The following is a 26,895-nucleotide window of genomic DNA, read 5'->3' as shown; positions in this document are numbered from 1 at the left end:
TGAATCTGTGCCTACCCTCAACCCAACCCAGGGGAGCATGATCGGCGCATGGACCCGCAACCGCTATATCTCCGCCTGGCGAACCACTACCGGCGCGCCATTCAGACCGGGGTCCTGGCCCCCGACCAGCGCATGCCTTCCGTGCGCACCCTGGTGCGCACCCACCACGTCAGCCTGTCGACCGCTTTGCAGGCCTGCCGGCTGCTGGAAGACGACGGCCTGATCGAGGCCCGGCCACGGTCCGGCTATTTCGTCCTCAAGCCACGCCGCAACAGCATTCCGCCGGTCAACGAACCCGACATCCGCCAGGCGCTGGGCGCCGCCCAGTACGTCGGCATCCACGACCGCGTGTCGGACTTCGTCGCCAAATGCGAGGCCCATCCCGTCAGCGCCAATTTCGCGCTGGCCGCGGCGGTGCCGGACGCCTATCCCATGGAAGACCTGAAGCAGGCCATGATCCGCGCGCTGCGGCAGGCGCCGCAGGTGCTGGTCAGCCCGGTGCCGCCGCAGGGCCACCCGGAACTGCGCACCGTGCTGGCGCGACGCGCCCTGGCCAACGGTATCAATGCCACCCCCGACGACGTCATCGTCACGCACGGCTGCATCGAAGCGCTGAACCTGGCGCTGCGCGCGGTGGCGCGCCCGGGCGATACCATCGCCGTCGAATCGCCGACCTACTTCGGGCTGCTGCAGATCCTCGAAAGCCTGGGCATGCGCGCGCTGGAAATTCCCACCAGCCCGCAGCACGGACTGTCGATCGAAGCGCTGGACCTGGCCTTCCAGACCCACGGCAACATCCGCGCGGTGGTGGTGGTGCCCAATTTCCAGAATCCGCTCGGCTGCGTCATGCCGGATGCCGAGAAGGCGCGGCTGGTGGCCTTGTGCGAACGCCAACAAGTGCCGTTGATCGAAGACGACACCTATGGCGCGCTGACCGACGACGACACCCCGCTGCCCGCCGCCAAGTCCTGGGACCCCACCGGCAACGTCATCTACTGCGCGTCGATGCACAAGACGCTGGCGCCCGGCATGCGATTGGGCTGGCTGCTGGGCGGCCGCTGGAAGGCCCGCATCGCGATGCTGAAATTCGCGCAAAGCCGGCCCAACGAGCCGCTGGCGCAGATGGCGGTCGCCGAGTACCTGGGCTCGCGCGCCTACGACCGGCACCTGGCGCGGCTGCGCCGGCTCCTGAAGACGCAGCGCGACCAGACCGCCGAAGTCATCGCCGCGCACTTCCCGCGCGGCACCCGCCTCAGCATGCCTACCGGCGGCATGCTGCTGTGGGTCGAAATGCCGGACGGCCGCTCCGGGCTGGAAGTGTTCGAAGCCGCCCTGCAACAGGGCATCCGCGTGGCGCCCGGCGCCATGTTTTCCAACAGCGCGCGCTATAACCATTTCCTGCGCATCAGTTGTGGCCAGCGCCACACCCCCGAAATCGCGCGGGCGCTGGTGACCCTGGCGCGAATCGTGGGCGCGCGCCAGCCATGAATCCGCAGTTGCACCAGTTCATCGTCGACTATGGCCTGTGGGCGGTCTTCGGCGGCACCCTGCTCGAAGGGGAAAGCGTGGTGGTGCTGGCGGGTTTCCTGTCGCACCAGCGGCTGCTGCACCTGCCCTACGTGATGCTGTGCGCATTCGCGGGCTCGTTCCTGGCCGACCAGGCGCTGTTCTACCTTGGCAGGCGCTATCGCGAACATCGCTACGTGCGGCGCATCCGTGCGCAACCGGCCTTCGGCAAGGCCCTGGCCGCGGTCGACCGCTATCCGCACGGCTTCATCCTGGCGCTGCGCTTTCTCTACGGCCTGCGCACCGTGGGACCGGTGGCGCTAGGGGTCTCGCAGGTTCCGCCCATGCGCTTTCTCGCGCTCAACGCCCTTGCCGCCGCCATCTGGGCGCTGTGCTTCAGCCTGGTGGGCTATCTGTTCGGGCAGACCATCGAGTCCCTGCTCGGCCGCTTGCACGGCGTGGAAACCAAGCTGGCGGTGGCCGCCGTGATCGGCGCGGCAACCTGGCTGGTGTATTGGTGGTATGCGCGCCGCCGTCGGCGGCGCTAGGGCCCTATGCGCGGCGGCGCCAGGCGGATGCCGTGTCAGAAAACCAGCTTGCCGCTGGCGCGCATCACGTGGCGGCGGCGCGCCTTGCGATACAACGCGCCGATGAAGGGCAATAGGGCCAGCCGCCGCAGGACCGGATGGCGCTGGTCGAAGTCGTGCCAGGCCTTGAAGCCATGGCCCAGGCGCTCCCAGCTCTGGCGCGCCTCGGGAGAAAGTTTGCCGGGGTCGAAGGCCGCCAGCTTTGCCGCTTCCGAACCCCGGGCCGCCAGGCCACGGTTCCGGTGTTCCAATGGATACTGATTCCGCATGGGGCGGCATATTACCCGGCTTGCGTGACCCTTGCCGGCCTGCGTCAGGCGCCGCTCGTGGGCGACTCTGGCGCCGCCTTTGATCGCACTTTGCAAGCCGTTGTAAACAAAGGAAAAAGGCATCCTATGCCAGCGCTATCCCAAGGCTTGTCCACAGAAGTTGTGGGTAACTTCGGCGGGCCGTGAGACTGTGTGGCTACTTGAGCGCAGCGACGATCTGGTCGCGCACGCTCTCGAATCCGGCCACGTACTGCGGGTTTTCGGAACGGGCGAGCAGGCTGGAATAGTTTTGCTCCAGCTGGGCCTCGATCGCCTCGCGCAGTCCGGGCGAAGCCTTGGCCAGGTGCAGCATCGTCAACAACGCCGAATTGAGCGCATCGATGCGGCCGCCCTGGTGCGAGATGGTATGCACGATGACCGCGATTTGTTCCTGGGTGTCCATGGGTAAGCCTCCTGGATTGATGTCGGCGCAAATCCTAGCATGGGCGCGCGCGGCCACTGGGCAAGGCGCGCGCTGCGCGCTAGCATGAAGCGTAGCGCGGCGCGGCGACGGCGCGCCAAGGCAACCGGGAGCGTACCCATGAAGACGATCCACGACTACATGCCCCCCGACGCGGCGGCGCTGCGGCGGTTGCAGGAACGGTTGGGATACGGCGACGCCCAGATGGCCGAACTGGCCGGCCTGGACGATGCCGTGCCCTGGTCCAGCTATATCGGCGGCCCGCAACCGCGGGCATTGGGACAGCATCGGCTGCTGGCCATGGCCGCCCGCCTGGCCCTGGACGACCCGGCCTGGCAGGCGGTGCTGGCGGCCATGCGCGAGATCGGCGCGCGCTTCGACTATGACATCGCCCGGGCGCCGCTTGCGACGCCGACGCCGGCGCCGCCTCCCGCACAGGAAAGCAAGTTCGGCATGCAGCTCGTCAGCGACCACGGCGCCTTCCACGAGATGGAGCAATTGCGCGAATTCGCGCACCATGCCCAGGCGTTCGGCGTCACCGACCTGGTGCGCGTGGCGCGCTACGACAGCGGCGCCGACCTCTGTCGTTTCACCCTGGTTCCGGCGCGGGAGCAGGATGCCGCGCGCCGCGACCGGGTCTTCGACGCCGCCTCCCGGACCATCACCCGCTTCGTCTTCGACGGCCGCGTCTACCGCGGCGGCATCCCGCCGGAATCCGACGGCTGACACATGCATTGACTTGCGCCGCGCCGCGCCTGTATGGTCGGGCGCATGAACGAACGCCTAGACGCCATCGACCGGCAGTTGCTCAGCCTGCTGCAGGCCAACGCCCGTGAACCCGCCGCCATCCTGGCGCGCAAGCTGGGGTTGGCGCGCACCACGGTGGTGGCGCGCATAGCCCGCCTGGAACGCGAGAACATCGTGGCAGGCTACGGGGTGCGCCTGGGGCGCTTGCTTGAAGAAGCCGCGGTGCGTGCGTATTGCTTCATCAGCGTGCTGCCCAAGACGCCGGCCGCGGTGATCCGCGAACTGGAGAAAATGCCCGAGGTCGAGGAAGTCTCGTCCGTCAGCGGCCCCTACGACTACCTGATTTTCCTGCGCTGCGAAACCCACGAACAACTGGACGCGCTGCTGGACCGCATTGGCCTGATCGATGGCGTCAAGCAGACGCAGACCTCGATCGTCCTGAGCCGCAAGGTCGATCGGCGCAGCGCTGTGGGCGCGCCCTAGCGGCGCGCTGACCGGGCCGCCGGCAGCCGCCACGCGATGCCGGCCTTTCTCTGTATTGTGTATCCCGGGGACAGCGGGAGCGGCATAATGTTGTAATGTGAATTGTCGCCTTTTACGGATTCCCCATGTTCGCACGCCTTGCCCTCGCCTCCGCCTTGCTCGCCCTGCTGACCGCCTGTTCCAGCATGAGCGAAGTAACGCCCACCGGCAAGAACAGCTACAGCGTCACCTACAGTTCCGGCACGCAATTGCTGACCTGGGTCGAAATCAAGAACCAGGCGCTGCAACGCGCCGACCAGTATTGCCAGTCGATCGGACGCAAGCTGCAGAAGCCGGCCATCACCTCGAACCACGCGACGGGCCTGGGCTCCAAGCGCGCCACCGTCACGTTCGAATGCGGCGAGGTCCCGCCGCCCAAGAGCGCGCCGCAGCAATAAGCCGGGAACGCATCGTGAAGACGCCCCCGCCCGTCGGCATCACCATGGGGGATGCCGCCGGCATCGGCCCCGAAATCGTCGTCAAGGCCTGCGCCCAGGGCTTGAATGCCTCCTGCGTGGTGTATGGGGACGCCGGCGCCTTGCGCCGCGCCGCCAGCGCGCTGGGCGCGCGCCTGGAGATCACCGAGATCGCGCGGGCCGGGCAGGCCAGCGGCGACGCCGGCCGCATCGAGGTGGTGAACTGCAGCCCCGCCCTGCCGCCCGACCTGCCCTATGGCCGGATCAGCGCCGCCGCCGGCCGCGCGGCCTATGACTATGTCTGCGCCGCCATCGACGACGCCCGGGCCGGCCACATCCGCGCCATCGTCACCGCGCCGTTGAACAAGAAATCGATGCACGAGGCCGGCATCGATTATCCCGGCCACACCGAGATCCTGGCCGAACGCTCCGGCACCGATGATTTCGCCATGATGCTGGCCAACGACGAGTTGCGCGTGCTGCTGGTGACCATCCATGTGGCGCTGGCCGACGTCATGGCGCGCATCACTCCCGAGGCCGAACTCACCGCCATGCGCCTGGCCGACCGCGCCTGCCGCCAGATGGGCATCGCGCGCCCGCGGGTCGCGGTCGCCGGGCTGAATCCGCATGCCGGCGAAGGCGGCAAGTTCGGGCGCGAAGACATCGACATCATCGAGCCTGCCATCCGCCGCGCGCGCGACGAGGGCATCGACGCCAGCGGCCCGTGGCCCGGCGACACCATCTTCATGCGGGCGCGCCGCGGCGAGTTCGACATCGTGGTGGCCCAGTACCACGACCAGGGCCTGATCCCGGTCAAGTACCTGGGCCTGGATCATGGCGTCAATGTCACGGTGGGCCTGCCGTTCGTGCGCACCAGCGTCGACCACGGCACCGCCTTCGACATCGCCGGCAAGGGGGTCGCCGACCAGGCCTCGCTGATCGCCGCGTTCGACCTGGCCCTGGCCATGACGCCCTGACCGTCCAAGCCCCCGCGTCTACAATACGCCCCGATTCCGGCGCCCGTCGCGCGCCGCCGCCGCTTTTCCTCCCCTCCCTATCTCCATGTCACGCCTTGCCCGCCTCCTGCCCGACCGCTTCACCCTCTACCTGATCTGCACCGTCATCATCGCCAGCATCGTGCCCGCCCACGGAAAGGGCGTGGTGGTGTTCGGCTGGATCACCAACATCGCGGTCGGCCTGCTGTTCTTCCTGCACGGCGCGCGCCTGTCGCGCGAGGCCATCATCGCCGGCCTGACCCACTGGAAGCTGCATCTCACGATTTTCTCGGCCACGTTCCTCATGTTCCCGCTGCTGGGCCTGGCGCTCAAGCCGGTGCTGGAACCGCTGGTCACCCCCGAGCTCTATCTCGGCATCCTGTTCCTGTGCTGCCTGCCGGCCACCGTGCAGTCGGCCATCGCCTTCACCTCGATGGCGCGCGGCAACGTGCCGGCGGCGGTCTGCAGCGCCTCGGCCTCGAGCCTGCTGGGGATTTTCCTGACGCCGCTGCTGGTGGGCACCGTGGTCGCCAACGCCGGCAGCGCGCCGATCTCGTTCGATGCGGTCGGCAAGATCATGTTGCAGCTGCTGCTACCGTTCGTGCTGGGGCAGTTCGCCCGCCGCTGGATCGGCGCCTGGGTGCACAAGCGCAAGGCGATGCTGAAGTTCGTCGACCAGGGATCGATCCTGCTGGTGGTCTATACCGCGTTCTCCGAAGCCATCAACGAGGGCCTGTGGAGTTCCACGCCGATCCCGGCGCTGCTGGGCCTGGTGGTGTGCTGCGCCGTCATCCTGGCGCTGGCGCTGGGCCTGTCGGCGCTGGCCGGCAAGATGTTCGGCTTCAACCAGCCCGACCGCATCACGCTGCTGTTTTGCGGCTCCAAGAAGAGCCTGGCCAGCGGCATTCCCATGGCCCAGGTGCTGTTCGCCGGCCATGCGGTGGGCGCCATCGTGCTGCCGCTGATGCTGTTCCACCAGATCCAGCTGATGGTCTGCGGCGTGCTGGCCGCGCGCTACGGCAAGCGCCCCGAAACGGACGAGTGAATCGCCACGCCCGCATGAAAAAACCGCGCCCGGGCGCGGTTTTTTTTGGGGCCGGGCGCCGGACGCTCAGTACATGTCGCGGGGCTGCGCGCCGGAGAAGTTCAGGAAGCGCGTGCTCGAACCCTGGAAGGTCAGGCGCACCGTGCCGATCGGGCCGTTACGCTGCTTGCCGATGATGATCTCGGCGGTGCCCTTGTCCGGTGAATCGGGGTTGTAGACTTCGTCGCGGTAGATGAACAGGATCACGTCCGCGTCCTGTTCGATGGCGCCCGATTCGCGCAGGTCGCTCATCACGGGGCGCTTGTTGGGACGCTGTTCCAGGCTTCGGTTCAGCTGCGACAGCGCGATCAGCGGACAGTTCAGTTCCTTGGCCAGGCCCTTGAGCGAACGGCTGATTTCCGACACCTCGGTGGCGCGGTTCTCGCCCGAACCGTTGCCCGACATCAGTTGCAGGTAGTCGATGATGATCAGGCCGAGCTGGCCGCACTGGCGCGCCAGGCGGCGCGCGCGGGCGCGCACTTCCATCGGGCTGAGCGCGGGCGATTCATCGATGTAGACCTGCGCGTCCTGCATCAATTGCACCGCGTGGGTCACGCGCGGCCAGTCCTCGGCGATCAGCTTGCCGGTCCGCATGCGGTGCTGGTCGAGCAGGCCGACCGAACCCAGCATACGCATGGCCAGCTGCACCGCGCCCATTTCCATCGAGAATACCGCCACCGGCAGGCCCTCTTCGATGGCCACGTGTTCGCCGATGTTCATCGAGAACGAGGTCTTGCCCATGGACGGGCGGCCGGCCACGATGATCAGGTCGCCGCCCTGCATGCCCGAGGTCATCTTGTCGAGATCGGTGAAACCGGTGGGCACGCCGGTCACATCAGAAGTGCTTTCGCGGTGATAGAGCTCGTCGATGCGTTCGACCACCTGCGTGAGCAGCGGCTGGATTTCCTGGAAGCCGGCGGCGCCGCGCGCGCCTTCCTGGGCAATCTGGAACACCTTGGACTCGGCCTCGTCCAGCAGTTGGCGCGCTTCCTTGCCCTGCGGATTCATGGCGGCCGAGGAGATCTCGTCGGCGATCGACACCAGCTTGCGCAGCATGGCGCGCTCGCGCACGATTTCGCCATAGCGGCGGATGTTGGCGGCCGACGGCGTGTTGTGCGCCAGCGCGTTCAGGTAGGCCAGGCCGCCGGCGTCCTCGGCCTTGCCCGCGCTGACCAGCGATTCATGCACCGTGATAACGTCGGCCGGACGCGCCAGGCCGATCAGGCGGGCGATGTGGTGCCAGATCAGCCGGTGGTCGTGGCGGTAGAAGTCCTCTTCGACCAGCACGTCGGCAATACGGTCCCAGGCTGCGTTGTCCAGCAGCAGGCCACCCAGCACCGACTGCTCCGCCTCGATCGAATGGGGAGGAACGCGCAGGTATTCGAGCTGGGAATCGGCAGGTGTGTTCATGGCTTCAATAGTAACGGCTGCAGGATATCCGCGACGCGGAAGAAACCCTGCACATCGCGCGACGGCAACCGGCCCAGGAGCGGGCGCAACGGCGTGGCGATGAAGGAAAGCACCCGGGTCAGGCGGCGCAGGCGCGCCTTGACCTCGGGATCGGGATTGCACTCGAAATAGACTTCCAGCGCCAGTTTACCCAGGGTGCGGCCGACCTCGTCGGGCAACTTGCGCAACGATGCCAGCGACGCCAGCATCTGGAACAGATCATAGGCTTGCGCCAGTGGCCGCGACAGCGTCGAACCGATGTTTTCCTCGAAGTCGATGCGCCACAATTCGCCATCCTGCAAGGTGATGTTGCGGATCTGGGCGCCGCCATGCCACAGCCCACGGGCGTGGAAGGCGGCCAGGTCGGTCGCGGCCGCCCGCGTCAGCCACAGGCGCGAGGTGGTGTCTTCGTTGCGGATCAGGTCGGCCAGGTCGTCGCCGACGAACTCCAGCACCAGCAGCCCCTCTTCCTGCCACCAGACCTCGGGCACGCGGCAGCCGGCCTGCAGCAATTGCTTCAGGCGCCGGGCCTCGTGCTCCAGGCCGTTGCGCAACAGGATGCCGGGCCGCGGGAATTCGCCCAGGAACAGCTTGCACCCCAGCCCAAGGAACAACGCGCGCGCATAGCGCAACACGTAGCTCACGCCGCTCGCCAGTCCCGGGCGCCGGCGCTTGACGATGCAGCGCACCCCATCGATGGTCGCATCGCGCACCGACGGCTCGCGCTCGGCGTCCAGGCTGTCGAGCCAGGCTCGCAATCCGGCGGGGGCGTTGTGGTGGACGGGCGGCTGGGTCAAGAGGTCCTCGAAGGAAACGGCGTGGGAGACAAGCGTGCAGCCCGCAAGACTACACGCAAATGGCGGCGGGTACCGCGACGGAACACAAGCCGCAAAGAAAAAAAGCCGGCGCGCGGGCCGGCTTTTTTTCTACCGCGGGGCGAGGCTTACGACAGTTCGCCTTCGACCAGCACCGTGACGTCGACGGTCACGTCGGCGTGCAGGGCGACCTGGATCGGGAACTCGCCGATGGCCTTGAGCTGGCCGTTGGGCATGCGCACCTGGGCCTTTTCGATGCCTTCGAAACCGGCCTTCTTCAGACCTTCGGCGATGTCGGCGTTGGTGACCGAGCCGAACAGACGGCCGTCGACGCCAGCCTTCTGGACGATCTTCAGTTGGTAGCCGTTGACGCGCTCGCCCAGGGCCTGGGCGGCGGCCAGCTTCTCGGCCTGGATCTTTTCCAGTTCGGCGCGGCGGGCTTCGAATTCCTTCAGGGCGGCGTCGGTTGCGCGACGGGCCTTCTTCTGGGGAATCAGGAAGTTGCGGGCGTAGCCATCACGCACGCGGACGACTTCGCCGAGGTTACCCAGGTTGACGACTTTTTCGAGCAGAATAACTTGCATTTCAGTGCCCCGGATTAGTTGTGGTTGTCGGTGTAAGGCAACAGGGCCAGGAAGCGCGCGCGCTTGATGGCGGTGTCCAGCTGGCGCTGGTAGATTGCCTTGGTGCCGGTCAGGCGAGCCGGGATGATCTTGCCGTTTTCTTGCACGAAGTCGCGCAGGGTGTCCAGATCCTTGTAGTCGATCTCTTCGACGCCAGCGGCGGTGAAGCGGCAGAACTTACGACGCTTGAAGAGCGGGTTCTGCTGCGTGAATTTGCGTTTTTCCTTGCGTTTTCCGAAGAAAGCCATGATATGTGCCTTATGTTTGAGAGGACCGGGTCTGCCTTGATCGGGCCCGACTCCCCGTAACCTATCCGTATTCAGAAGGCGCTCTCGCGCCCGTTGCCCTTCCCGTCAAGCCACCAGCGGATCGCGTCCTGCGCTGCCGCTGATCCTGCGCGCCTGCTGCAGATGCAGCTTGAACTTCACGGAGTCCTTGCGCACCGGGGCCAGAAACCCCTGCACCTGCAATTCGGACCCCAGCGCCGTTCCTTGCAACAGCAACGCCAGATCGCCCAGTGCCACGGCCGAGATCGTCAGTTCGACACGGCGCGGATGGCCGGCTTCGATGACCTCGGATTCGTGCGCCAGCACCATTTCCAGGGCTGGCAGACCGGCGGGAGTGTGGCGCAAAGGCTCGCATTCGAGAACGCGGGCGCTGAGTTCCAGCTTGTTCATCCTGCCAGGCACCAAGGGGACTTCATGGGATGGGCTCTGCCTGAGCCCTGCTTACTCGGCCTGAGCCGCGACAGCTTCCGCCGAAGCCTTGCGGGCTTCTTCGCGCTCGACCGACTTCATCATGATCGAGGGAGCGGTCTGGGCCTTCTTGGTCTTGATGACCAGGTGGCGCAGCACGGCGTCGTTGTAGCGGAACGAGTGTTCCAGCTCATCCAGCGTGGCTTGGCCGCACTCGATGTTCAGGCAGACGTAGTGAGCCTTGACGAGCTTCTGGATCGGGTAGGCCAGTTGACGGCGGCCCCAGTCTTCCAGGCGGTGCACCGAGCCGCCTTGGCCCGTGACCAGCGCTTGGTAACGCTCGACCATGGCGGGCACTTGCTCGCTTTGGTCGGGGTGAACGATAAACACCACTTCGTAGTGACGCATGAGTAAAACTCCTTGAGGATGTCTTGCCTGCCGTCCGCCCGACACCGTCATCAGTCCGCGCGCACATCGTGTTCGCGATCCGTTCCGGCTTTCCAGTGCTTTCTCTATCACTGGTCTTTTTCTTCGAGGCGTATGGCTTGCAAGGGGCAGCCCGCTACCCAAAAAACATGGGCGGTCGAGCAAGAAAGCTCTCGATTATCGCCGATCGGGCTACTGGGCGCAAGCCAGCGGCGCTCAGGAAATCGGGGACGCGTTATCCGGTCCCACGGGATGCGGCGCAGCCGCCACACCGATCGGCTGCGGCCGGCTGACCAGGCTGACCATCACGTAGCTGATGATCATGAGCAGGAACCACGAGCCCAGCTTGGCAATGGATACCAGTTCCCAGCCTTGCGACTGGTTGGGATAGCGCCAGGCGTTGGCAAAGGTGCCGATGTTCTCGGCGAACCAGATGAACAGCGCCACCAGCACGAAGCCCAGCAGCAACGGCATGCGGCGGTAGTCGCGCCAGATGCGGAAATAGACCCAGGTGCGGGCGAACAGCAGCGCCGTCAGGCCGAATAGCGCCAGCCGGAAATCCACGATGAAATGATGGGCGAAGAAATTCACGTAGATCAGTACCGACAGCGCCACGGTCGCCGCCAGCGGCGGATGGGCGCGGAAGCGGAAGTCGAACAGGCGCCAGACCCGCGCCAGATAGCTGCCGACCGCGGCATACATGAAGCCGGTGAAGAGCGGCACGCCGCCGATGCGCAGCACGCTGGCCTCGGGGTAGATCCAGGAACCGGCCGCCGTCTTGAACAGTTCCATGCCGGTGCCGACCACATGGAACATCAGGATGACCTTGGCCTCGCTCCAGGTTTCCATGCGCAGGGCCAGCAGCGCCGCCTGGATCGCCAGGGCCGCCAGCGTCAGGAAATCGTAGCGCGCCAGCCAGGCGTCCTTGGGATACCACCAGTGCGTGCCCAGCAGCAGCGCGCACATCAGGCCGCCGAACAGGCAGGCCCAGGCCTGCTTCACGCCGAAGCGGAAGAACTCGTAGAAGGCGACGCCCAAACGACCGCGGCCGGCCAGATGATCGGCCAGCCGCGCTTCCCACCCCTGCAGTCTCGCGATGAGCGGCCAGTCATTGGCCGCCGGATGCCGCACGGAGGACTCAGCCTTCCACCACGGCGTAGGCCGAGTGGTTGTGGATCGATTCGAAGTTCTCGGCCTCGACGCGGTAGCGCGCGATGCCGGGATGCGCGTTCAGGCGGGCCGCCACGTCGCGCACCAGGTCCTCGACGAACTTGGGGTTGTCGTAGGCGCGTTCGGTGACGTACTTCTCGTCGGGGCGCTTGAGCAGGCCCCAGAGCTCACACGAGCCTTCGTCTTCGATCAGGCGGATGACGCCGTCCATGCTGATGTCGGATTCCAGGATGGCCGAGACCGTCACGTGCGAGCGCTGGTTGTGCGCGCCGTATTCGGAGATGGCCTTGGAACACGGGCACAGGCTGGTCACCGGCACCTGCACCACCAGCTCGAACTCAACCTGGTCGCCCTGGGCGCGGGCGATCCACTGCACTTCGTAGTCCAGCAGGCTCTGCACGCCGGAGATCGGCGCCGACTTGTTGATGAAGTACGGGAAAGCCGCGGTGATGTCGCCGCGCTCGGCATGCAGCAGCGGCAGCATGTCGGCCGCCATGGCGCGGAACAGCGTCGGCGTCATGGGAGTGCTGCGGTACTTTTCCAGCAGCGCCACGAAGCGGGACATGTGCGTCCCTTTTTCTTCGGGGGGCAGCGCCACCGTCAGGGTCCAGTTGGCCACGGTGCCCTGGGGCGAACCGTCGGCGTTCTCGATGAGCATGGGGTGGCGCACGCCACGGATGCCCACGCGCTGGATCGGGATGTGCCGCGTGTCCGTCGAGCTCTGGACGTCGGGCATCACGATGGCGGGGTCGATCGGAGAATTCATTTCGGCTTACCTGTCTGGGCGACGAGCGTGGCGTAAACACGCAGACCCAGGAATCTTTAAGAGGGGGCCATTATCGCCCAAAGTGCCGCCAGCGCCAGGGAAAACCCTTTCATTCGTAGGCTGTCGGGGCCGGAACACACTGTTTCGCCACACGGACCAAACCACCGGGCCGGTCCGTGGGTGCGCGCAATCAGGCCAGCAGCGCGGCGTAGCGGGTCCGGATCGATTGCTCGATGCCCGCGGCATCCAGGCCGATCCCGGCCAGCAGCGCCAACTGATCGCCGTGGTCGATGAATTCGTCGGGGAAGCCCAGTTGCAGCACCGGAATCGAGACGCCTTCGGCGGCCAGCACCTCCAGCACCGCGCTGCCAGCGCCGCCCATGATCGCGGCGTCCTCGATCGTCACCAGCGCGTCGTGGCGGCTGGCCAGGTCGAGGATCAGCGCGCGGTCGATCGGCTTGACGAAGCGCATGTCGGCCACGGTGGCATCCAGCTTTTCGGCCACCGCCAGCGCCGGCTGCAGCAGCGTGCCGAAGCCGAGGATGGCGATCTTGCGGCCTTCGCGCCGCACCACGCCGCGGCCCAGCTCGACCGTATCCAGGCCGGCCGTCTCGGCCGCGCCGCAGCCCGCGCCGCGCGGATAGCGGACCGACGCGGGGCCGGGATACTGATAACAGGTGGACAGCAGCAGGCGGGTTTCGTTTTCGTCCGAGGGCGTGGCCACCACCATGTTTGGCACGCAGCGCAGGAAGGCGGTGTCGTAGTTGCCGGCGTGGGTGGCGCCGTCGGCGCCGACGATGCCGGCGCGGTCGAGCGCGAAGGTGACGTCCAGGTTCTGTAGCGCCACGTCGTGGATCAACTGGTCGTAACCGCGCTGCAGGAAGGTCGAGTAGATCGCCAGCACCGGCTTCTGCGCTTCGCAGGCGACGCCGGCGGCGAACGTCACGGCGTGCTGCTCGGCGATGCCGACGTCGAAGTAGCGTTGCGGGAAGCGCTTTTCGAATTCGACCAGACCGCTGCCTTCGCGCATGGCGGGCGTGACAGCCACCAGGCGCGGATCCTGCTGGCCCATGTCGCAGAGCCAGTCGCTGAACACCTGGGTGAAGGTGCGCTTGCCGGGCGCCTTGGATTGCTGGATGCCGACGGCGGGATCGAACTTGCCCGGGCCGTGGTACAGCACCGGGTCGGCCTCGGCCAGCTTGTAGCCCTGCCCTTTCTTGGTGACCACGTGCAGGAACTGCAGCCCTTGCAGCGCCTTCAGGTTCTGCAGCGTCGGCACCAGCGCATCGAGGTCGTGGCCGTCGATCGGGCCGACGTAGTTGAAGCCGAATTCCTCGAACAGCGTGGCCGGCGTGACCATGCCCTTGGCATGTTCCTCGAAGCGGCGCGCCAGCTCCAGCACCGGCGGCACGTGTTGCAGCACGGCGCGGCCGACGTTCTTGGCGGCGGCGTAGAAGCGGCCGGACATCAGGCGCGCCAGGTAGCGGTTCAGCGCCCCCACCGGCGGCGAGATCGACATGTCGTTGTCGTTCAGGATCACCAGCAGGTTGATGTCGGCGGTGACGCCGGCATTGTTCATGGCCTCGAAGGCCATGCCGGCGGACATCGCGCCGTCGCCGATCACGGCGATGTGCTGGCGCTGCACGCCGGCGTTGCGCGAGGCCACCGCCATGCCCAGCGCGGCCGAGATCGAAGTGGACGAATGCGCGGTGCCAAAGGCGTCGTACTCGGATTCGCTGCGCTTGGGAAAGCCCGAAATGCCACCCACCTGGCGCAGCTTGGCCATGCCGGCGCGGCGTCCGGTGAGGATCTTGTGCGGATAGGATTGGTGGCCCACGTCCCAGACGATGCGGTCATGCGGCGTGTCGAAGACCTGGTGCAGCGCCAGCGTCAGTTCCACCGTGCCCAGGTTCGACGACAGGTGGCCGCCGGTCTTGGAGACCGACTCCAGCACGAAGCCACGCAACTCGTCGGCCAGCCGCTTGAGCTCGCGACGATCCAGGCGCTTGAGGTCTGCCGGGGATTGGATGCGGTCCAGTAATTCTGTCGTCATGCTTGTATGGGGTTCGTATGCCCGGCCTGCGGCCAGCCCGGACGGGTCACGGTTCAGCGATCTCGAAGGACGATGAAATCGGCCAGTTCGGCCAGGCGCGAACCGGCATCGCCCAACGGCTCGAGCGCGGCCAGCGCGGCTTCGCGCAGCTCGCCGGCAAAGGCGCGGGCCTCGTCCAGGCCCAGCAGCGAAACGTAGGTCGGCTTGTTTTCGGCAGCGTCCTTGCCCGGCGTCTTGCCCAGGCTGGTGGAATCGGCGGTCACGTCGAGGATGTCATCCACCACCTGGAACGCCAGCCCCATGGCCTGCGCATAGACGTCCAGCGCCTGGCGCGAAGCCGAGCTGGCGCCGGCGACGATGCCGCCCAGCGCCACGCTGCAGGCCAGCATGGCGCCGGTCTTCATGCTGTGCATCAGTTGCAGGTCGTCGCGCGACAGCGAACGGCCGACGCTGAACAGGTCTATGGCCTGGCCGCCGGCCATGCCCTGGCTGCCCGCGGCGCGCGCCAGCGACTGCGTGGCCTGCACGATCAGCGCCGGGGCGATCGGCATGGAGGCCAGCAATTCGAAGGCCAGCGGCTGCAGCGCGTCGCCAGCCAGCATGGCGGTGGCTTCGTCGAACTGCACGTGGGTGGTGGGACGGCCGCGGCGCAGAACGTCGTCGTCCATGCAGGGCAGGTCGTCGTGCACCAGCGAGTAGGCGTGGATCAGTTCCACCGCCGCGGCGGCGCGGTCCAGGGAGGCCTCGACGGCCAGCACGCTGCCGCTGACCGGGCAGGCCTGGCCGGCGGCGTAGACCAGCGCGGCGCGCACCCGCTTGCCGCCGCCGAGCACGGCGTAACGCATGGCTTCGTGCAGGCGGGCGGGCACGGCGTCGGCAGGCGGCAGGAGGTCGTCGAGCACGTCTTCGACATGCCGCACGCGGCCCTGCAGCCACTCCGGGAAAGCGAGTTGTATTTGCTTCATCCGATTCTTATTCGTCATCCAGCGCCGCCGGATCCAGCGGGCGCAGCAGGTCGCCCTCGAGGACCTTGACCTGCTGTTCGGCCTGGGCCAGGCGGTCCTGGCAGACGCGCGTCAACGCCACGCCGCGACGGTACGCGGCCAGCGATTGCTCGAGCGGCAGCGAACCGTCTTCCATGGCCGCGACCAGCGATTCGAGTTCGGCCAGGGCCGTTTCGAAATCCTGGGGCAAGGGACGGTCGTCGGTCTGCGGATCGGCTTGTGCGGGTTTGGCCAAACGGGTCTCCGAGGGCGCTAGGGGTGGATCAATCCGTGAATTGTACGAGATACCAAGGACACATCCCGATGCGCCCGCGGTCTCAGGCGCAAGCCCCCGCCAACCCCGCGATCGCGGCCCGCAGCGCCGGCGCCACATGGGTGCGCAGGCCGGCTTCGGGCAACAAGCCTTCCGGCCCGCCGCAGCTCATGACGAACACCCCCTCGCCCGTTATCGACACGAAGGGCACGGCGACCGCGTTGATGCCGGACTGCCACTCGCCGATCGCGAAGCAGCAGCCGGTGTCGCGCAGTTCGGCGCGGGCGCGCTCGATGGCGGCAGGCGCCGGCGCCGCCGGCCCCAGCCGTTCCAGCACGTCGGCACAGGCGGCCGCCGGCAGGCTGGCGAGATAGGCGCGGCCCATGGCGCTGTCGAGGCTGGCGCGGTAGCCGACCGGCAGCCGCAGGTACAGGGCGGACGATCCGTGGATGGCCTCGACGTAGGTCATGGCATCGCCGTCGAACGCCCCCAGCGCCACCGCGCCGCCAGTCTCGCGCGCCAGATCGGTCATCGAGGCCTTGGCCAACTCGCGCACCTCCAGTCCGGCCAGCAGGCCGAAACCCAGCGCCAGCACGCCGTAGCCGGGCGAGTACTTGCCGGTATCGGGGTGATAGCGCAGGTAGCCCAGTTCGGTGAGGGTGTAGGTAATGCGGCTGATGGTGGGCTTGGGCAGGCCGGTCAGGCGGGCCAGATCCAGGTTGCCCAGCGCCGCCACGCCGGGCCGGAAACAGCGCAGCACCTCCAGCCCGCGCGCCAGCGCGGTGATGAAATCCGGTGATACCGGCCCCTCGCCCACGGCCCCCGGCCGCTTGCGGCGCGCCGGCGCGCTCAATTCAAGCTTCTGGTCGGGCTTGGCGGCGGGATGGGGAATGCGCTTGGGGTCAGAAAAAGATTGCATTTCTATTCGCTTCGTTTTTATAGTTTATTTCGAATAACAAAACTAAATTCCAATATTCGGAATTTAACACACACGCGATTTCAAGGGGAAAACATGATTCGCAAGCGCTATCCATTCCTGGCGGGTTTACTGCTCAGCGTCGCCGCGCTGGGCGCCCAGGCCGATTCCTATCCGTCGCGTCCGATCAAGGTCGTATCGCCGTTCCCGGCCGGCGGCGCCACCGACGTACTGACCCGGGTGCTGGCCGAGCGCATGGCCAAGACGCTGGGACAGCCCATGATCGTCGAGAACAAGGCGGGCGCCGGCACCTCGATCGGCGCCGCCTTCGTCGCGCGCGAGGCGCCGGACGGCTACACCATCCTGATGGCCACCAACTCCACCCTGGTGACCAACCGCTACCTGTATAAGGAACTGCCCTACGATCCCGACGGTTTCGCGCCGATCGGCATGGTCGGCGTGGGCCCGCTGGTGCTGCTGTCCAGCCCCAAGCGGCCGTTCAACAGCACGGCGGACGTGGTCGCGTACGCCAAGCAGAATCCGGGCAAGCTGACCTTTGCCACCTTCGGCGCCGGCACCTCGTCGCACTTGGCGGGCGAACTGTTCAAGGAACGCGCCGGCATCGACATCCTGCACGTGCCGTTCAAGGGCGCGACCCAGGCCCTGCCGGCGCTGATCAGCGGCGACGTCGACCTGTTCTTCGACATGGTCGCCACCGGCATGCCGCAGGCCGAGGCCGGCAAGGTCAAGGTGTTCGCCATCACCAGCCCCAACCGCCTGGCCACCGAATCGAAACTGCCGACCCTGGCCGAGCAGGGCTACGCGGGCTTCGACATGACCGCCTGGTTCAGCTTCGTGGCGCCCAAGGGCACGCCGGCCCCGGTGCTGGAAAAGCTGCAGGCGGCCCTGGCAGATACGCTCAAGGACGAAGCCGTGAAAAAGCGCATGCTGGAGATGGGCATCGACCCGCGTTCCGGCAGCCCGTCGGAATTGGCCCGGCAGATCAGGAACGAGCAGCCCATCGTGTCGCAGCTGATCAAGCAGGCCAATATCGTCCTGCAATGACGGCCACCGCCGTTTCGTGACAAAAGGTTCACGGACCCGCAACGTCCGCGAACCTGCGCCCAGGGCGCCCCTAGACCGACAGCGCCCGCGCGGCCCTGTCGGTTTTTCATGCGCAACCTAACCCCTGGATACAGTACCCGCGCCGCCCCGGCTGCTAAGGTGAAAAGCGAGGACGGCCGCCGCGCCCTCCCCCGCCTCACTTGTCTCCGGGAGTCCGATGCCTTTGACCGATGACCGCTACGCCCGACTGGATGCCGCCCGCTGGCTTGCCGCCGCGGCGGTGGTGCTGCTGCACAGCGCCGCCCTGATCGTCAGCGAACCGGCGGCGTTTGGCAATGGCGCCTGGCTGGCCGCCAATCTCTACGATTCGGCGGCGCGCTGGTGCGTGCCGGTGTTCGTGATGGTCAGCGGCGCCCTGCTGCTCGATCCCGACAAACCGCAGGACGCGCGCCGCTTCTACAGCAAGCGGGCGACGCGGATCCTGACGCCGCTGGTGTTCTGGAGCCTGTTCTACCTGGCCTGGCGCACCGGCCTGGACTGGTGGGACGACGGCCACGTCGATTTCTCCTTCTGGCCGCGCAAGGTCGCCCAAGGGGAACCCTACTACCACCTCTGGTATCTCTACATGATCGTGGGGCTGTACCTGTTCGCGCCGCTGGTGCGGCTGCTGTATGCGCGCAGCAGCCCGCGCTCGCGTTCGCTGTGGGTGGTGGGCATCCTGGGCCTGGCCATCCTCGATGCGCTCTATCGCCGCGCCCTCGGCGCGCAACCCGGTTTCTTCCTGACCTGGTTCCTGCCCTACCTGGGCTATTTCGTCGCCGGGCGCCAGATCTTCGACGGCGAGCTGCGCGTGCCACGGCCGGCCCTGGTGCTGGCCGCGAGCGTGGCGGCCACGGCCCTGGGCGTGTACACCATGTCCAGCAACCGAACGTTGAACACCTATTTCTACGACTACTTCAGCCTGACCGTGCCGTTCATGTCGCTGGCGGCATTCCAGTTCATCGTCTCGTCGCCGCGGCTGCCACGATTGGCGTCGCTGGCTCCGCTGACCTTCGGGGTCTACCTGATCCATCCGGTGTTCCTGGATGTGGCGCACCGGGCCGGCGCCATCAGCGGCGCGCGCCGCGACGCCTGGGTCGTGCCGCTGTTGACCCTGGCGGTGTTCGCCTTGTCCGCCGCCAGCAGCTGGTTGCTGCGGCGCCATCCCGCCACCCGCAGGCTGGTCTGAAAAACCTACGATGCGCAAGGTTATTCAGGTTTTGCGCGCGGTCAAACCAGCGCGGCCGGATCTTCACTAAGCTTCACCGATCTTCACGGGCGTGGGGAAAAGGGTTGGGGTACAATTGACGGCTTACTTGATCGGCCAGACACCGATTTTTCTTCGCGCCAGAACGGATTTAGCCACCCCTCTTGCATACCGCGATTGCAAAACACGACAGCGCGCAAACGCGCAATAGTGAAGCAGCAGTGGTGAAGCAACAGCGACGCAACAATGTCGCAACAGCGGCAGGGGATGTGACGAAGCTCAAGCCGTCCTGGCTTTTTAACGCCGGGCCGCCCCAGAAAGAGGCCCCCATTTGAGGGCAGGTCAGCCCAGCTGGTACGTAGTACACAGTGGGCGCGGCGTTGGGGGAAATATTCATCCGAGCGGAGGGAATCATGACCGACATCGGTCGGATGGCACATGTTGTGCCAGCTCGCACCCAGCTACCCGTCAGTGCTTATTTTGACGAAGCCCTCTTTGCCCGCGAGCAAGAACTCATTTTCAAGCAATCCTCGCTGTACGTCGGCCACCAGAAGCTGGTGCCCGAGGTCGGGGATTGGCGCACCTTGGCCCAGGAAAATGGAGGGCGCGTGCTGGTTCGCAACCAGCAGGGCGTTGAACTCATCTCAAATGTCTGCCGCCACCGCCAGGCATTGATGCTGGGCGGCCAGGCCGGCGACGTCACCGGCCATTGCAATTCGCACGGCAGCCTCAAGGCCACCGGCGGCAACATCGTCTGCCCGCTGCACCGCTGGACCTACAACAACCAGGGCGAGCTGCTGGGCGCGCCGCAGTTCGAGACCACGCCGTGCATGAACCTGCAGAAGTTCCGCCTGCGTGATTGCCATGGCCTGCTGTTCGAAGGCCCGCGCGACCCGGCCGCCGACATGGCGCCGCTGTTCGCGCGGCCCGAGTTCGACTTCGGCGATTACGTGCTGGACCACGTCGAAGTGCACCAGTGCAACTACAACTGGAAGACCTTCATCGAGGTGTACCTGGAGGACTACCACGTCGGCCCGTTCCACCCCGGCCTGGGCCGCTTCGTCACGTGCGACGACCTGACCTGGGAGTTCAACGACTGGTACAGCCTGCAGAAAGTCGGCGTGCACAACGCGCTGGCCCAGCCGGGTTCGGACGTCTACAAGCAATGGCACGATCGCCTGCTGTCGTTCCGCGACGGCGACGCGCCCGATTTCGGCGCGGTCTGGGTCACGTATTTCCCGACCCACATGATCGAGCTGTATCCGCACGTGCTGGTGCTGTCGACGCTGTATCCCAAGAGCCCGCAGGAAACCGTCAACGTGGTCGAGTTCTACTACCCCGAGGAAATCGCCGCCTTCGAGCGCGAGTTCGTCGAGGCGCAGCGCGCGGCCTACATGGAAACGGCGATCGAGGACGACGAGATCGCCGAGCGCATGGACGCCGGCCGCAAGGCCCTGATGTTGCGCGGCGTGAACGAGACCGGTCCCTACCAGTCGCCGATGGAAGACGGCATGCAGCACTTCCACGAGTGGTACCGCCGCATCATGCAGGAGCGGCTCTGAGGACACGCTCCGCCAACGCAAAAGGGCTCGCGATCGCGAGCCCTTTCTTTTTGCCGGGGCGGCAGTTCAGCGGCCGAGGGCGGCGGCGACCGTGCGCTCCCCGATCGCCAGCCCGACCGTCATGCCCACGCCCGAGTGCATCACCGCGACCGTGGTGGCGGCGTCCACCGGCATCACCGAGAACGGCGCCGGCCCATGCGTGCCATAGACGCCCTGCCAGCGCTCCAGCACCCGCAGCCGCGCCCCCAGCGCCTGCGACGCCAGGTCCAGCATGGCGTTGTCGATGGCCTCGTCGTTGAACGGGAAGGCATCCTGGCCGTAGCGGTGCGAATCGCCGATGATCAGTTCGCCATAGGGCGTGGGGCTGATCAGCAGGTGGATGCCGTTTTCCAGCAGCATCGGCGTGCGCGCCTGGATCTGCTCGCGCAGCGCCAACGCCGACGGCAGATCCGAGAAGGCGCCGTAGTGCACGCAGGACAGGCCAGTGAGCAGCGGGCGGTCCAGCGCCATGGGACGCGTCTCGAAAGCCGCGCGCAACATTTGCAGGCGCGTCACTTCCAGGTTCAGCGGCGCGAACCGTTCGGGCAGCAGCGTCAGATAGTCGTGGCCGGGGCAGACGAAGACGTGCGCACCGGTGAAGTCGCCCGCGGTGGTCGCGACCTGCCCTTGCTCGACGGCGCGCGCCAGGGTGCCGGTGACGAATTCGACGCCCAGCGATTCGGCCAGGTAGCGCGTGATGGCCGGCAAGGCCTCGCGCGAATAGATCTGCAGGTCGTCCAGCCCGCGCAGCGCGGCGCAGTGGTGCGCCAGCTGGCCGTCATACAGCTTTGCCACCTCACGGCCCGACAGCAGCTCGGCGCGATAGCCTTCCTGTTGCAGGCGGGTCCGGGCGAATTCGTCCAGCACGTCGGCCTCGCCGGCGTCGCGCGCCAGCACCAGCGCGCCGTTGGCGCGCACATGGAAGCCGGCCTGGGATGCCAGGTCCAGCCACAGCTCGCGCGCCTGCTGGGCGTGCGACAGCATCATGCCGGGGGCCTGGCCGGTGACGATCACCTGGCCGAAATTGCGGATGGTGGCGCCATGCGCCTGGCGGCTGCGTTCGATCACGGCCACCGACAGGCCGCGCTTGGCGGCGGCCCAGGCATGGGCGATGCCGAGCATGCCGGCGCCGACCACGACTACGTCGAATTTTTTCATTTGGAGAATGAGGCAGAAAGGTTGCGCGGGAAGCGCCCGCCCGGGCGCCTGCCCTGCCGCGGCGGCGTGGCCGCCGCGGTGGCCCGATTACTTCTTCTTGGGCTCGGACTTGCCGTCGTAGCGGCTGGTCCATTCGGCGATGATGCGGTCGCGGTTGGTGGCGGCCCAGACGAAGTCGTTCTTGATCATGCGCTTGGTCAGGTCGGCCGGCAGGTTGGGGTTGGACGTGGCGATCGAGGGAATCGCCAGCACCGCGAAGTTGGCCTTGTACAGCTCGTTGGCCTCGCGGCTGGCCGAGAAGTCGGCCAGCTTGCGCGCGGCTTCCAGGTTCTTGGTGCCCTTGACGATGGCGGTGGCTTCGACTTCCCAGCCCAGGCCTTCCGAAGGGAACACGGCTTCGACCGGCGCGCCGTCGGCCTTGAGCTTGGCGGCGCGGTAGTCGAACGACACGCCGATCGGGAATTCGCCGGCGGCCGCCATGTTGCACGGCTTGGAGCCCGAGTGCGTGTACGAACCGATGTTCTTGTGCAGGGCGTCCATGTAGGCCCAGCCCTTTTCTTCGCCGAAGATCTGCAGCCAGGCGCTGACGTCCAGGAAGCCCGTGCCCGACGAGGCCGGGTTCGGCATGACGATCTTGCCGGCGTAGACCGGCTTGGTCAGGTCCTGCCACGATTCGGGCTTGGGCAATTTCTGCTTTCCGGCTTCGACGGTGTTAAAGCAGATGGCGGCGGCAAAGCCGTCCATGCCGACCCAGGTGGGTTCGGCCTTGGCATCGCGCATGTTGGCGGCGATCTGGTCCAGGCCCTTGGGGGCGTAGGGCTGCAGCATGCCTTCCTTGTCCATCAGGCCCAGCGAGGTGCCGGCCAGGCCCCAGATCACGTCGGCCTTGGGGTTGCCCTTTTCGGCCAGCAGCTTGGCGGTGATGATGCCCGTGGAGTCGCGCACCCACTGGATCTTGATGTCGGGGTTGGCCTTTTCGAAGGCGGCCTGGTAAGCCTTGATCTGGTCGGCTTCCAGCGCCGTGTAGACGGTCAGCGTGGTCTGGGCGGAAGCGGCGCCGGTGATGCCGGCGAAAGCGGCGGCCAGGGCAAGCAGCGTGAAGCGTTTCATGAGGGTACTCCGTGGGTGGGCGGAAAAAGGGTGAGTCGGGTCGCCGCGGCCGGCCCATGCCCGCCGCGGTGCGTTGCGAAAAGAGGTTGGGTCAGGATCCCGGCGCCGGCGGCCTCAGGGGCGTTGGCCCGCCGCCAGGCGGGATTCGATATCGGCAATCACGCCGGGCAGGTCGGCCACGGTGTCGATCAGGTAGTGCGGCGCGGCGCCGGACAGTTCGCGGCCGGCGCGTTCGCGGGCCGCCTGGCGGCCGTTGTCGTCCAGACTCAGGTATTCGTCCAGCGTCAGGCCGGCGGCATTGCCCGACAGCAGCAGGCCGACGGTCCACATGCCGGCGCGGCGGCCTTCCTCGATGCCGGGGGCGGTGTCGTCGACCTTGATGCAGCCGGCCACGTCCGTCAGGCCCAGCTCCACCACGTTCTTGAGCGCCATGGCCGGCGCCGGGCGGGCGCGCGGCACATCGTCGCTGGCGACGATGCAATCGGGCTGCAGGCCTTCGCCGGCGGCGCGTTCCACCACCCGGCGCATCACGCTGTCGGGGTAGCCGGAGCACGAGCCGATCTTCAGGCCGCGCTGGCGCAACGCGCGCAGCAGCTCGGCCGCGCCGGGGATGGCGGCCGAGTACTGCGCCACCTTGTCCAGCTGCATCGGCAGGAAGCGTTCGTAGATGGCGGTGACGTCGTCGTCGGTCGGCAGGCGGCCGAACCGGGCCTGGTACTGGTTGGCGATGGCGGGCTCGTCGCACAGCGCGCGGATGTGATCCCACTTGCCCACGCCCATCGGGCCGCGGGCCTGTTCCAGCGTGACGTCCATGCCGAACTCGGCGAAGGCGTCGACGAACACCTTGGTCGGGGCGAACGAACCGAAGTCGACCAGCGTGCCGGCCCAATCGAAAATCACCGCTTCCAGGCGGACGGGCAGAGGCGAAACAGTCATGAGGGTCTTCCTTGCAGAATATTCAAATCAAAGGGCCGCGGGCCGGCGCCAGGCCTGGCTGCGCGCCACCAGGGCGCGGCTGGCCAGGTGCAGCAGCAGCGCCGCGACCGCCGAGCTAGCCATGATCACGGTGCACATGGCGGCGGCCGGGCCGATGAAACCGGCGTCATCCATGTTCAGCACCGCGACGGCGGCCAGCACCGTGGACGGGCTGTACAGGAACACCACGGCCGACACGGTGGTCATGGCGGAAACGAACAGGTAGCGGGCGACGTCGAGCGCGGCCGGCAGGCACATCGGCAGCGTCACGCGCAGGAAGGTGGTCATGCGCGGCACCTTGAGCGAGGCCGAGGCGGCCTCGAACTCCGGGTCCAGCGCGTTCAGCGCGGTGGCGGCCGTCAGGTGCGCGCTGGTGTAGAAGTGCACCACCGTGCACAGCACCAGCAGCGGCATGGTGCCGTACAGCACATTGAGCGGATTGGCGGCGCCGTTGAAGAAGAAGATGTAGCCCAGGCCCAGCACCAGGCCGGGCACGGCCATCGGCATCAGCGCCAGCATGCCCAGCACGCCGCGCAGGCCTCGCGCCGAGGCGCTGCGGGCCGGCACCTTTTCCATCATCCAGGCGCCCAGGAACACCACCACCGTGCCGATCAGCGCGGTGCAGAAAGCCAGTTCCAGGCTGTTGCGCCAGGCCAGCCAGCCGCCGCCATCCATGTTGTCGAAGTCGTACGAACGCAGCGACAGCGACAGGTTGTAGGGCCACATCTTCACGAACGAGGCCCACACCGCCACGCCGATGATCAGCAGCAGGAACCCGGCCATGGCGCCCGCCAGCAACAGGAAGGCCGCGTCGCGCCGGCGGTTGGCGCCGGCCGCATAGGGCTGGGCGCGGCCGCTCAGCTGGGCGCCCTGGCGCGCCCGCAGGCGGCGGTCGAGCACGAAGGTCAGCAGCGCCGGCAACAGCAGCAGGATGCCGATGGCGGCGCCCTTGGGGAAGTTCTGCTGGCCGACCACCGCCTTGTAGGCTTCCATCGCCAGCACGTTGTAGTCGCCGCCCACCACCTTGGGCACGCCGAAGTCGGTCACGGTCAGCGTGAACACCACGCAGCAGGCCGAGAACACGGCATAACGCGTGCCGGGCAGCGTCACCGTCATGAAGGTGCGCAGTGGCCCCGCGCCCATCGCGCGCGCCGCGTCATAGAGGCGTCCATCGGCCAGCGTCAGGCCGGTCAGCAGGATCATCAGCGCGTGCGGGAAGGTGTAGAACGCCTCGCCCACCACGATGCCCCAGAAACCATAGATGGTGGCGCCGCCGGACAGGCCTTTCAGCAAGCCCTGGTTGCCCAGCAGGTAGACCAGCGCGATCCCCGGCAGCAGCGACGGCGCCAGCAGCGGCAGCAGCGCGATGGTGCGCAGCAGGCCCTTGCCGGGAATGCGGCTGCGCGTCAGGGCATAGGCGAAGGCGTAGGCGCAGGGCACCACCAGCATCATGGTGACCACGCCCACCGTCAGGCTGCGCCCGACCATGCCCAGGAAACCGTCGGCGCCGATGATGCCCAGCACCACCGACAGGCCGGCCCAGTCGCCATTGGCGTCGGTGACCGATTTGGCCAGGATGGCCACCAGCGGCAGGGCCAGGAACAGCCCCAGGCCCAGCGCCAGGGCGCCCTGCCCCAGCGTCAGTCCGAAGGCCCCGACCCAGGCGGGCAGCGGCCGGCGGCCCAGTGACGCAGAAACGGGGGCGACGGACGTGTCGGCGGGCGCGGACATGGCGGCGGGTGCGCGGCTCGAAGCCGGATCAAGCGTAGGCGCGAATCGCATGGCGCGGCAGCTCCACCCAGCAGCGGCTGGCGGCGTGAGGGCCCAGCAGGGCGTCTCCGGTTTCGGGGGACACGATCGAATGCACGGTGGCGCCGGGCACGCCTTCCAGGCGCAGCGCCAGGCGGTAGCCGCGGCCCAGGAACACGCCATCGAGCACGTCGGCCAGCATGGTGTTGGGCTGCTCCGGACGCGCCACGCTCACGCGCACCGCCTCGGGCCGCACGAACAGCTTGCCGACGTTGCGCTCCAGCGCCTCGTCCACCGCCAGTTCCTGGCGGCCGACGCGGGCGCGGTGCGCGTCGATGCGCTCGAACGGCAGCCAGTTGGCCTCGCCGACGAAATCGGCGATGAAGGCCGAGCCAGGCTGGCGATACAGTTCGCGCGGGGTGCCGAACTGCTCGATGACGCCGCCGTTCATGACGGCGATGCGGTCGGCCATGACCATCGCTTCTTCCTGGTCGTGCGTCACCATCAGCGTGGTGATCGACAGGCGCTTCTGCAGCGCGCGCAATTCGATGCGCAGGTGTTCGCGCACGCGGGCGTCCAGCGCCGACATCGGCTCGTCCAGCAGCAACAGGGACGGCGACGGCGCCAGCGCGCGGGCCAGGGCGACGCGCTGCTGCTGGCCCCCGGAGATCTGTCCCGGATATTTATGAGAGGCGCCGGCCAGGCCCACCAGCGTCAGCATTTCCTCGACCCGGTCGGCCACGTGCTTGCGATGGGCGCGCTTGCCGCTCAAACCGTAGGCCACGTTCTGGGCCACGGTCAGGTTGGGAAACAGCGCATAAGACTGGAACAGGATGCCGTAGTCGCGCTCCTGCGGCTCGGCATGGGAGATATCCCGGCCCGACAGCAAAATGGTGCCGCTGTCCTGGCGCTCGAGCCCGGCGATGGCGCGCAGCAGCGTGGTCTTGCCGCAACCCGACGGACCCAGCAGGCACACCAGTTCGCCAGCGCGAATATCCAGCGACACATCCGACAGCGCCGTATGGCTGCCGAAGCGCTTGACGAGATTGCTGACCGAAAGAAAGCCCCCGCGCGGCGCTCCGTGCGGCGGCGCGGCGCCGGTCGGAACAGTATTGGTATCGCGTTGGAGCTGTTGGGCCATGGGGCCTCCGGTCTGGGAACGAAGGCAGTATGGAAGGCGCGTATTGAGTGTTTATGACACTTCGCGCAAATGCAGTAATAAAAACATCAAATTA

The 26,895-nt window shown here is 67.1% G+C and carries 29 protein-coding genes; 10 read left to right on the top strand and 19 right to left on the bottom strand.

Going from position 1 to position 26,895, the window contains the following annotated elements:
* Nucleotides 1-48: 48 nt before the first annotated feature.
* Complete coding sequence (locus tag AT699_RS08560) at nt 49-1,488, top strand: aminotransferase-like domain-containing protein (RefSeq protein WP_006388381.1); 1,440 nt, start codon at nt 49-51, stop codon at nt 1,486-1,488.
* Nucleotides 1,485-2,054 carry a DedA family protein gene (locus AT699_RS08555; protein ID WP_006388380.1) on the top strand — a complete coding sequence of 190 codons (570 nt, stop codon included), beginning with the start codon at nt 1,485-1,487 and terminating at the stop codon, nt 2,052-2,054. Before AT699_RS08560 ends, AT699_RS08555 begins: the two co-directional genes overlap by 4 nt.
* 35 nt (nt 2,055-2,089) lie before the next feature.
* On the opposite strand, the gene AT699_RS08550 is transcribed toward AT699_RS08555, so the two are convergent.
* Nucleotides 2,090-2,344 (bottom strand): hypothetical protein, encoded by a 255-nt coding sequence (locus AT699_RS08550; RefSeq protein ID WP_020924519.1) that lies wholly within the window; start codon nt 2,342-2,344, stop codon nt 2,090-2,092.
* A gap of 214 nt (nt 2,345-2,558) precedes the next feature.
* The gene (locus AT699_RS08545; RefSeq protein ID WP_006388378.1) at nt 2,559-2,804 is read right to left on the bottom strand and encodes a hypothetical protein; all 246 of its coding nucleotides are present in this window, start codon (nt 2,802-2,804) and stop codon (nt 2,559-2,561) included.
* A 138-nt stretch (nt 2,805-2,942) separates the two neighbouring features.
* Between AT699_RS08545 and AT699_RS08540 the strand changes: the two genes are divergently transcribed.
* From AT699_RS08540 to AT699_RS08520, 5 genes are all read left to right on the top strand, one after another.
* The gene (locus AT699_RS08540) at nt 2,943-3,548 is read left to right on the top strand and encodes a hypothetical protein (protein WP_006388377.1); all 606 of its coding nucleotides are present in this window, start codon (nt 2,943-2,945) and stop codon (nt 3,546-3,548) included.
* Between the two features lie 45 nt (nt 3,549-3,593).
* Nucleotides 3,594-4,052, top strand: a complete 459-nt coding sequence (locus tag AT699_RS08535) for an Lrp/AsnC family transcriptional regulator (protein ID WP_026383132.1) — start codon at nt 3,594-3,596, stop codon at nt 4,050-4,052.
* 125 nt (nt 4,053-4,177) lie between these two features.
* Nucleotides 4,178-4,489, top strand: a complete 312-nt coding sequence (locus AT699_RS08530) for a hypothetical protein (RefSeq protein WP_006388375.1) — start codon at nt 4,178-4,180, stop codon at nt 4,487-4,489.
* Between the two features lie 14 nt (nt 4,490-4,503).
* Nucleotides 4,504-5,484 (top strand): 4-hydroxythreonine-4-phosphate dehydrogenase PdxA, encoded by a 981-nt coding sequence (gene pdxA / locus AT699_RS08525; protein WP_024068227.1) that lies wholly within the window; start codon nt 4,504-4,506, stop codon nt 5,482-5,484.
* 85 nt (nt 5,485-5,569) lie between these two features.
* The gene (locus AT699_RS08520; RefSeq protein WP_024068226.1) at nt 5,570-6,547 is read left to right on the top strand and encodes a bile acid:sodium symporter family protein; all 978 of its coding nucleotides are present in this window, start codon (nt 5,570-5,572) and stop codon (nt 6,545-6,547) included.
* Nucleotides 6,548-6,613: 66 nt separating this feature from the next.
* Here AT699_RS08520 and AT699_RS08515 read toward each other — a convergent pair whose 3' ends face one another.
* From AT699_RS08515 to AT699_RS08460, 12 genes are all read right to left on the bottom strand, one after another.
* Nucleotides 6,614-7,996, bottom strand: a complete 1,383-nt coding sequence (locus AT699_RS08515) for a replicative DNA helicase (RefSeq protein WP_006388372.1) — start codon at nt 7,994-7,996, stop codon at nt 6,614-6,616.
* Complete coding sequence (locus tag AT699_RS08510) at nt 7,993-8,832, bottom strand: RIO1 family regulatory kinase/ATPase domain-containing protein (protein WP_006388371.1); 840 nt, start codon at nt 8,830-8,832, stop codon at nt 7,993-7,995. The genes AT699_RS08515 and AT699_RS08510 overlap by 4 nt, the downstream gene beginning before the upstream one ends.
* 146 nt (nt 8,833-8,978) lie before the next feature.
* Nucleotides 8,979-9,434, bottom strand: a complete 456-nt coding sequence (rplI, locus tag AT699_RS08505; protein WP_006388370.1) for a 50S ribosomal protein L9 — start codon at nt 9,432-9,434, stop codon at nt 8,979-8,981.
* 14 nt (nt 9,435-9,448) lie between these two features.
* Nucleotides 9,449-9,721, bottom strand: a complete 273-nt coding sequence (rpsR, locus tag AT699_RS08500; RefSeq protein ID WP_006218308.1) for a 30S ribosomal protein S18 — start codon at nt 9,719-9,721, stop codon at nt 9,449-9,451.
* Nucleotides 9,722-9,826: 105 nt separating this feature from the next.
* Nucleotides 9,827-10,150, bottom strand: a complete 324-nt coding sequence (gene priB, locus AT699_RS08495; RefSeq protein ID WP_006388369.1) for a primosomal replication protein N — start codon at nt 10,148-10,150, stop codon at nt 9,827-9,829.
* Between the two features lie 51 nt (nt 10,151-10,201).
* Nucleotides 10,202-10,576, bottom strand: a complete 375-nt coding sequence (gene rpsF, locus AT699_RS08490) for a 30S ribosomal protein S6 (protein ID WP_020924524.1) — start codon at nt 10,574-10,576, stop codon at nt 10,202-10,204.
* Between the two features lie 234 nt (nt 10,577-10,810).
* Nucleotides 10,811-11,725 carry a DUF817 domain-containing protein gene (locus AT699_RS08485; protein ID WP_024068225.1) on the bottom strand — a complete coding sequence of 305 codons (915 nt, stop codon included), beginning with the start codon at nt 11,723-11,725 and terminating at the stop codon, nt 10,811-10,813.
* Nucleotides 11,726-11,732: 7 nt separating this feature from the next.
* Nucleotides 11,733-12,530, bottom strand: a complete 798-nt coding sequence (folE2, locus tag AT699_RS08480) for a GTP cyclohydrolase FolE2 (protein WP_006388366.1) — start codon at nt 12,528-12,530, stop codon at nt 11,733-11,735.
* Nucleotides 12,531-12,720: 190 nt separating this feature from the next.
* A complete protein-coding gene (dxs, locus tag AT699_RS08475; RefSeq protein ID WP_006388365.1) occupies nt 12,721-14,583 on the bottom strand; it encodes a 1-deoxy-D-xylulose-5-phosphate synthase in 1,863 nt (620 codons plus the stop codon).
* A 53-nt stretch (nt 14,584-14,636) separates the two neighbouring features.
* A complete protein-coding gene (locus AT699_RS08470; RefSeq protein ID WP_024068224.1) occupies nt 14,637-15,548 on the bottom strand; it encodes a polyprenyl synthetase family protein in 912 nt (303 codons plus the stop codon).
* Nucleotides 15,549-15,555: 7 nt separating this feature from the next.
* A complete protein-coding gene (locus AT699_RS08465; protein WP_006388363.1) occupies nt 15,556-15,822 on the bottom strand; it encodes an exodeoxyribonuclease VII small subunit in 267 nt (88 codons plus the stop codon).
* Nucleotides 15,823-15,904: 82 nt separating this feature from the next.
* Nucleotides 15,905-16,759, bottom strand: a complete 855-nt coding sequence (locus tag AT699_RS08460; RefSeq protein WP_024068223.1) for an IclR family transcriptional regulator — start codon at nt 16,757-16,759, stop codon at nt 15,905-15,907.
* A gap of 93 nt (nt 16,760-16,852) precedes the next feature.
* Here AT699_RS08460 and AT699_RS08455 point away from each other — a divergent pair, with 93 nt between their 5' ends.
* The 3 genes from AT699_RS08455 to AT699_RS08445 all read left to right on the top strand — a co-directional run bounded on the left by AT699_RS08455 (nt 16,853) and on the right by AT699_RS08445 (nt 20,629).
* The gene (locus AT699_RS08455) at nt 16,853-17,821 is read left to right on the top strand and encodes a Bug family tripartite tricarboxylate transporter substrate binding protein (protein ID WP_006388361.1); all 969 of its coding nucleotides are present in this window, start codon (nt 16,853-16,855) and stop codon (nt 17,819-17,821) included.
* A gap of 217 nt (nt 17,822-18,038) precedes the next feature.
* Nucleotides 18,039-19,049, top strand: a complete 1,011-nt coding sequence (locus AT699_RS08450; protein ID WP_024068222.1) for an acyltransferase — start codon at nt 18,039-18,041, stop codon at nt 19,047-19,049.
* A gap of 431 nt (nt 19,050-19,480) precedes the next feature.
* Nucleotides 19,481-20,629, top strand: a complete 1,149-nt coding sequence (locus tag AT699_RS08445) for an aromatic ring-hydroxylating oxygenase subunit alpha (RefSeq protein ID WP_024068221.1) — start codon at nt 19,481-19,483, stop codon at nt 20,627-20,629.
* A 66-nt stretch (nt 20,630-20,695) separates the two neighbouring features.
* Here AT699_RS08445 and AT699_RS08440 read toward each other — a convergent pair whose 3' ends face one another.
* From AT699_RS08440 to AT699_RS08420, 5 genes are all read right to left on the bottom strand, one after another.
* A complete protein-coding gene (locus AT699_RS08440) occupies nt 20,696-21,826 on the bottom strand; it encodes a TIGR03364 family FAD-dependent oxidoreductase (RefSeq protein ID WP_024068220.1) in 1,131 nt (376 codons plus the stop codon).
* Nucleotides 21,827-21,913: 87 nt separating this feature from the next.
* Nucleotides 21,914-22,936 carry a putative 2-aminoethylphosphonate ABC transporter substrate-binding protein gene (locus tag AT699_RS08435; protein ID WP_024068219.1) on the bottom strand — a complete coding sequence of 341 codons (1,023 nt, stop codon included), beginning with the start codon at nt 22,934-22,936 and terminating at the stop codon, nt 21,914-21,916.
* Between the two features lie 114 nt (nt 22,937-23,050).
* Nucleotides 23,051-23,872 carry a phosphonoacetaldehyde hydrolase gene (gene phnX, locus AT699_RS08430; protein ID WP_024068218.1) on the bottom strand — a complete coding sequence of 274 codons (822 nt, stop codon included), beginning with the start codon at nt 23,870-23,872 and terminating at the stop codon, nt 23,051-23,053.
* Nucleotides 23,873-23,899: 27 nt separating this feature from the next.
* Nucleotides 23,900-25,642: a putative 2-aminoethylphosphonate ABC transporter permease subunit gene (locus AT699_RS08425; protein ID WP_058207268.1), complete on the bottom strand. Its 1,743-nt coding sequence runs from the start codon at nt 25,640-25,642 to the stop codon at nt 23,900-23,902.
* Between the two features lie 28 nt (nt 25,643-25,670).
* Entirely contained in the window at nt 25,671-26,801 is a 1,131-nt protein-coding gene (locus tag AT699_RS08420; RefSeq protein ID WP_006388353.1) for a putative 2-aminoethylphosphonate ABC transporter ATP-binding protein, read from the bottom strand.
* Between the last annotated feature and the right edge of the window lie 94 nt (nt 26,802-26,895).

Source organism: Achromobacter xylosoxidans (genome assembly GCF_001457475.1).
In the GTDB taxonomy this organism is placed as follows: Bacteria; Pseudomonadota; Gammaproteobacteria; order Burkholderiales; family Burkholderiaceae_B; genus Achromobacter; species Achromobacter xylosoxidans.
Note: the sequence above shows the minus strand (reverse complement) of the source record. Positions and strands in the feature narration are given on the sequence as shown.